Genomic DNA, 6,007 nt, shown 5'->3' with positions numbered 1-6,007 from the left:
GCCGTGTCGCCGTCGATCGCGAGCAGCGTGCAGGGCTGGTCGGCCTGCCGGTAGCGGATCTTCGCGCTGCAGCGATACGGCAGCGCCGGCGCCTCGCCGGCGATCCACGAGAGCTTCGAGGCGCGCAGGCCCGCGGCGAGCAGCGCCGGATGATCGCTCCCCTGCACGACGATCAGCGTGTTGGTCTCCCGGTCCTTGCCGGCGACGAACCACGGTGCGCCGCTGCCGCCGCGCCGGCCGCCGATCTCCAGGCCCTGACGCTGGCCGAGCGTGTAGAAGGCCAGGCCGCGGTGCGTGCCGACGCACTCGCCGTCGGGCGTGCGCATCGGGCCGGGCTCGGCCGGCAGGTACTGCGCGAGGAACTGCGTGAAGTCGCGCTCGCCGATGAAGCAGATGCCGGTCGAATCCTTCTTGTCGTGCACGACCAGGCCGAGGCGCGCGGCGATGGCGCGCACCTCGCGCTTGGGCAGCGCGCCGACCGGAAAGCAGGCCGGGGCGAGCTGGCGCTGTTCGAGCGCGTGCAGGAAGTAGCTCTGGTCCTTGCCCGGGTCGAGGCCCTTCAGCAGCTGCACGCGACCATCGGCGGTGCGGGCCGTGCGCGCGTAGTGGCCGGTGGCGAGCGCATCGGCACCGAGGGCCAGCGCATGGTCGAGGAAGGCGCGGAACTTGATCTCGCGGTTGCAGAGCACGTCGGGGTTCGGCGTGCGTCCGGCGGCGAGTTCGGACAGGAAGGCCGCGAACACGCGCTCGCGGTATTCGCGCGCGAAGTTCACGCGGTGCAGCGGGATGTCGAGCGTCGCGCAGATGTCCTCGCAGTCGCGCAGATCCTCGGCGGCGCTGCACCAGCCGGTGTCGAGCGCATCGTCCCAGTTCTTCATGAACACGGCGTGGACCTCGTGGCCCTGCTCGCGCAGCAGCCACGCGCTGACGGCGGAATCGACGCCGCCGGACAGGCCGACGACGATGCGCTGGGGTTTCATGCGAAGGAAAATCCGGTTCGGGCGGAAAGGCGGCCGGCGGGCCGGGGAGGGATGCAGCGGCCATGATACCGGCACGCCGTGCGGATGCCGTACTGAAGCCCGGCGCCGCGCAGCCGATGCCCGGGCGATGGGCTGGGCGCTGCCGTTTCCGCCGGCCGGCGGCTTGCCGGGTCACCGGCGTCCGGGGCAGCCTGTGCAGTCTGCAAGGCATGCTGCACTGCGACATGCGATTTGACGGTTGCAAGGCCACCGGATGGCATACCCTGTCCACACCGGTCCGACCACACGGACATCGCCTTTTCAGCAGTCGGGCATCGGCCCACCGGCGCATGGCATTGCAGAATATGGAACCCGCATCGCCCGTCCCCGGCCAGGGTCACTTCATCAGCCTCAAATGGCGCGCGCTGCTGCTGACCAGCATCGTGCTGGTCGTGATGATCTTCGGCGGGGCCTGGCTGAACTACGACAACCTGAGCAGGCAGCTGCGCACGCAGCTCGCGCAGGACAACGCCGCACGCCTGCGCGAACTGCATGCGCTGATGGGCCAGTCGGTCGAGCGCCTGCGTCAGCTCGCGGGCATGATCCCGACCTTTCCGGGCATGCAGACGGCGCTGCGCGGCAACGACGGGCTGGCGGTTGCCAGCGTGCTCGATGCGCAGTGGCCGGCCCTGCAGTTCGATCTCGGCCTCGACCGGCTCGTGGTCTACGGCAGCGACGACGCCAGCGCGCTCGCGCAGTGGTCGGTGAGTTCGGGCACCGAGGTCGAGGCGCGGCTGGTCGGGCTGGTGGCGATGGCGCGCGCGCAGGAGACGCCGCAGAGCCTGCTCGAATGCAGCCCCGAGTGCATGCATTACGTCGCCGCACCGATGCTCGCCGAGGGCCGCAACGCCGGCGTCGTGCTGCTCGGCGTCGGACTGGCCGACACGCTGCGCAGCTTCGCCGCCGTCTCCGGCGCCGAGGTCGGGCTGCTGCGCATCGGCGCCCGCGGCAGCCGCGATCCGGCGCTCGGCCGGCTCGATGCCTGGAACGCCGACCTCTCGGCGCTGACCCGTCCCGAGCAGTCGCTGCCGGTGCTGAGGCTCGCGGCCGGCCGGCAGGCGCTCGAGGATGCCGCCGGCGGCCTGCTGGTCGAGGCCGGCGAGCGCAGCTACGACCTGCGGGTGTCGACGCTGCCGGGCCTGGCCCGCGACCATCCGATCCGGCTGCTGGTGATCGCCGACATCACGGCGCCGCTCTCCGACATCCGCGCCGCCGCACAGACGGCCTTCGGCATCGGCGCGATCGGCTGGCTGCTCGCCGAATGCGCGCTGCTCGCGATCCTGTGGCGGCCGATGTCGCGGCTGCGCAAGACGGCGCAGACGCTGCCGCTGCTCGCGCAGAGCGAGTTCGCGGCGGTGCGCACGACGCTGGCCGGCGTCATCACGCCGGACGGCCGCGGCCTGCGCTTCGGGCACGACGAGATCGACTGGCTGGATGCGATCACGATCGCGCTGGCCGACCGGCTGGAGATCCTCGAAGCCGTGGTGCGCGAACGCACCGAGGGTCTGGCCCGCCAGCGCGACGAGCTCGCCGCCGAGCGCGATTTCGTCAACAGCCTGCTCGATACCGCGCAGGTCGCGATCCTGACGCTCGATGCGCAGCTTCGCATCGTGCGCGCCAACAGCTTCGCCTCGGCGATCAGCGGGGCCGCGCGCGAGGAACTCGGCGGCCAGCCCTTCCTGCAGCTGCTGGCGCCGGAGTCGGCCGGCGAGCTGACGATGGCGCTGCGCGGGCTGCTCGCCGGCAACGAGCACCTGCGCCACGAATCGCTGGTGGTGCATCGCAATGGCACGCTGCGCACGCTGACCTGGCATCACTCGCGGCTCGGGCGCAGCGTCGACGGCGGCGGGCCGCTGATCGTCTCGGTCGGTCTCGACAACACCGAGCGGCGCGGTGCCGAGATGCGGCTCGCCTGGCTGGCCGATCACGACCAGCTCACCGGCCTGCCGAACCGTCCGCGCCTGCAGGAGGAACTGGAGCTGATGATCGCGGCCGCAGCGCGCCAGAACCGCAGCGGCGCGCTGCTGATGGTCGATCTCGACCAGTTCCGCTACATCAACGAAGCCGACACCCACCAGAGCGGCGACCGGCTGCTGAAGGCCGTGGCGGTGGCGCTGCAGCGCGGGCTGCCGGAGGCCGACTTCATCGCCCGCCTGGGCGGTGACGAGTTCGCGGTGCTGCTGCGCGAGACCGATGCCGAGCGCGCCTGCCGCATCGGCGCCGACATCAACCAGCAGATCGCCAACATCCGCTGCGAGGTCGCCGGCCGGCCGTTCCGGCTGTCGGCGAGCATCGGCATCGTGCTGTTCCCCGGGCAGGGCGGGGCCGAGGAAGTGCTCGCGCACGGGGATTTCGCGATGTACCAGGCCAAGGAGGCCGGTCGCGGCCACTGGCATCTGTTCTCGGAGGCCGACCGCGCGCGCGAGCGCCTGCAGGACCGCATGCTGTGGAAGGACCGCGTCGCCTCGGCGCTCGACGAGGACCGCATCGAGCTGTACTTCCAGCCGATCATGCACATCGGCGAGGGCACGATCTCGCACCACGAGGTGCTGGTGCGCCTGCGCGACCCGGACGGGCGCATCCACGCCGCCGGGCAGTTCATCGAGGCGGCCGAGCGCACCGGCATGATCAACGCGCTGGACCGGCGCGTGCTGACCAAGGCGATCCGCCATCTGGGTGTGATCACGCGCAGCGGCCACGACGCGAGCTTCGCGCTGAACCTGTCCGGCCACACGCTCGGCGATCCGGAGCTGCTGGCACTGCTGCGCCGTGCGCTCGATGAGCACGACGTCGATCCGGCGCGGCTGATCTTCGAGATCACCGAGACCGCGGCGGTCGCCGACTTCGAGCAGGCGCTGGCGGTCATCGTCGCGATCAAGAGCCTCGGCTGCCGCTTCGCGCTCGATGACTTCGGCATCGGCTTCTCGTCGTTCACGTACCTGCGCCACTTCCCGGTCGATTACCTGAAGCTCGACGGGTCGTTCATCCGCCAGCTCCCCGACCGCCCCGAGGATCAGGCCATCGTCAGGGCGCTGCACCAGATCGCGATCGGCTTCGGCAAGCGCACGATCGCCGAATACGTCGAGACGGAAGCGACGCTGAAGCTGCTCGGCGAGATCGGCATCGACTATGCGCAGGGCTACTACATCAGCGAGCCGCGGCCGCTGGAGGTCGTCTTCGGCATTTCCGGCCCGCAGCCGGAATCGGCCTGATCGCCGAGTTCGGTCATGCGCAGCAGGCGGTTGCCGCCGGCACGGCGTGCAGCCCGCAGCGCCCGCAGCGCCCGCTCGTGCAGGGCAGGGGCGTTTTCGCCGGGACGCAGTGCGGCCAGTCCGGCGCTGAAACCCGCCAGGGCGAGGGGCTGGGCCGCGTCGGCGGCGCTGCGCTGCCAGGTGCTGCGCAGCGTCTCGATCACGCAGCCGGCCACGTCGCCGCCGGTCTCGGTCAGGGCCAGCGCGAAGGCGGCCCCGTGGCCGCGTCCGAGCAGGTCGCTGCGGCGCACGCGCTGCCCGAGCTGCTGCGCGAGCAGGCACAGCAGGCGGTCGGCGGCGCCGCGGCCCTGGGCATCGGCGAGCGCGCCGAGTTCGTCCGGATCGATCAGCACCAGCGACAGGGCCCGGCCGTAGCGCTGGGCACGGCCGACCTCGATGCCGAGGCGGTTCTCGAAGCTGCCCGCCGACAGCACGCCGGTCAGCGGATCGGTGTCGACCCGGGCGCGCAGGCGGCGGCCGCGCAGCGCGCGCGTCTGCACGACCTGACGCAGCTGCACGGCCTCGAACGGCTTCGACAGCCAGTCATCGAGCCCGGCCCCGAGGGCAGCGGCCTGATGCGCCAGCTCGTGATCGGCCGACAGGAACACGATCGGCAGGTTCGACCAGCCCGGGAACTGGCGCAGGGCGGTGGCGACCTCCAGGCCGGTGCAGTCGCGCAGGTACAGATCGAGCAGCAGCACATCCGGCTCGAACTCGGCCAGCTCCTCGCAGAGCGCGTACGGGTGTTCCATCGCCCGCACCACGAAACCGTTGCCGGACAGCAGGTTGCTGCACAGCGCGATGAACATCGGGTCGTCGTCGATGAGCAGCACGCGCAGCGCATCGCCGACGCGCGGCACGCAGCGCATCTCCAGCCATTCACCGAGCAGGGCCTGATCGACGGTCGCGGCGAAACAGGTCTCGGCCCCGGCATGCACGCCGGCGATGCGGTCGGCGAGGCTGCCGCGACCGCTGTACAGCGCAAGCGGTGCGCGTGCGCGCAGCCGGGCGATGGCCTCGGGCCGCCCGAGCATCGCGGTGCCGATCAGCGTCGCGGCCGGGGCCGTGACGCCGGCCTCCAGCGCCGACAGCGCGGCATCGAGGTCGGCGAAGGTCCGCAACTGCAGTTCGAGCGGCGACAGGGTCGTGAGCAGCATCGGTGCGATGCCGACAGCCCACAGCGTGGCCGTGGCACTGGGCTCGGCTTTGACTTCGGACCCGGCCCCGGTCCCGGCCTCAACTGTGCCGGGCTGCGGGTCGGTGGAGGCTTCACTGCGCGCCGGTCGGGGAGATGCCGGAGGCGCGGTCGGCGCAGAGGTCGGCGTTGGCGGCGGCGCGTCGGTGCTCGCCGGCGCGGCATCCGCCGCTGCAGACGGCCCGAGGGCTGCCGACACCGCGGCCTCGAAGTCCGCCAGCGCCGTGTCGACCGCGGCGCGCAGATCGGTCTCGCCGGGCCGGGCACGCCAGGCGAGCAGCGCGGTTTCGACGCGGCGGGCCTGGGTGCCGACCGCCGGCTGGTCGAAGGTTGCGCCGGTGCCGGCAAGGCGGTGGGCGATCAGGCGCACCTCGTCGGCCGCCGCCGGATCGCCGCCGGCCGCCGACTGCCAGTGGCTGCGCAGGGCCTGGCGCCGTTCGGGCAGCTGCGCAAGAAAGCTCCGGCGCAGGTCGGCGATCGGGTCGGCATCGGCTTCGGGCGCGGCCGGCGCCGCGGCGCCGGGCTCGGTGCGCCGGACCGTG

The 6,007-nt window shown here is 72.2% G+C and carries 3 protein-coding genes; 1 reads left to right on the top strand and 2 read right to left on the bottom strand.

What is annotated here, in order from left to right; all coding sequences use genetic code 11:
- A partial coding sequence (mnmA, locus tag PKE44_RS13715; protein ID WP_324552132.1) for a tRNA 2-thiouridine(34) synthase MnmA occupies positions 1-980 on the bottom strand: 980 nt, incomplete at its 3' end.
- Positions 981-1,309: 329 nt separating this feature from the next.
- On the opposite strand from mnmA, the gene PKE44_RS13710 reads away from it, so the two are divergent.
- Positions 1,310-4,231, top strand: coding sequence for an EAL domain-containing protein (locus PKE44_RS13710; protein ID WP_324552130.1), 2,922 nt, complete (start codon positions 1,310-1,312; stop codon positions 4,229-4,231).
- On the opposite strand, the gene PKE44_RS13705 is transcribed toward PKE44_RS13710, so the two are convergent.
- Positions 4,162-6,007, bottom strand: a 1,846-nt coding sequence (locus PKE44_RS13705; protein ID WP_324552128.1) for a response regulator, incomplete at its 5' end; no start/stop codon positions are given. The two genes, PKE44_RS13710 and PKE44_RS13705, sit on opposite strands and share 70 nt — an antisense overlap.

Origin of the sequence: Plasticicumulans sp. (assembly GCF_035331805.1) — a bacterium.
GTDB lineage: Bacteria > Pseudomonadota > Gammaproteobacteria > Competibacterales > Competibacteraceae > Plasticicumulans.
This window is presented reverse-complemented; position numbering and strand designations above follow the sequence as displayed.

Excerpts from the sequence above, each read along its gene's own strand:
- PKE44_RS13710 (WP_324552130.1), top strand. The coding sequence starts at position 1,310 with ATGGCATTGCAGAATATGGAACCCGCATCGCCCGTCCCCGGCCAGGGT.